Source organism: Paenibacillus sp. 598K, assembly GCF_003851045.1.
GTDB lineage: Bacteria > Bacillota > Bacilli > Paenibacillales > Paenibacillaceae > Paenibacillus_D.
The window spans coordinates 1-598 of record NZ_BFBX01000169.1 but is presented as its reverse complement, the minus strand read 5'-3'; the positions used below and the strand labels follow the sequence as shown (position 1 = coordinate 598).

Annotated in this window: 1 protein-coding gene; it reads left to right on the top strand. The window is 67.1% G+C overall.

What is annotated here, in order from left to right; genetic code table 11:
• Positions 1-598: glycosyltransferase family 2 protein (locus PA598K_RS33180; RefSeq protein WP_128661043.1), on the top strand; the 598-nt coding region annotated here is incomplete at both ends.

Sequence of the window (598 nt, the reverse complement as noted above, 5' to 3'; positions counted from 1 at the left end):
GGGCTGGCTGCTGCTGCCGACGACGAAGCGCGTCGCGGCGGTCGTCACGGTCATGAATGAGCAGGATACGGTGCCGGCGATCATCGCCGAGCTCGGCCGACTGCCGTTGCATGAGACGATCTATGTCATCAACGGCTCGACCGACGACAGCTTTGCGCGTATCCGCAATCAGTCGGCCGGCGTCATCGTCCATTACGATGCGCCGCTCGGGCACGATGTCGGGCGAGCGGTCGGAGCGCGGCTCGCCGACGCGGACATCCTGCTGTTCCTCGACGGCGACCTGCCGGTCAAGGCGGAGCAGCTCGTGCCGTTCATCGCTGCGGTCGCCGACGGCGCGGATCTGGCGCTCAATGATCTCTCGCCCTACCTTGGCGTGTTCGCAGCGCGCGACAGCGTCTCGATGGTCAAGGAGTTCGTCAATCGGGCGATGGGGCGCGCCGACCTGGAGGCCAACTCGCTGACCGCTGTCCCGCATGCGATGAGCCGCGAGGCGGTGCAGCGGATTGGCGCTGCGCATCTGGCGGTCCCGCCCCTGGCTCAGGTGCTGGCGATCGAGCACGGACTGCGCATCGTCTGCCCGGATAGCATCGATGTCATC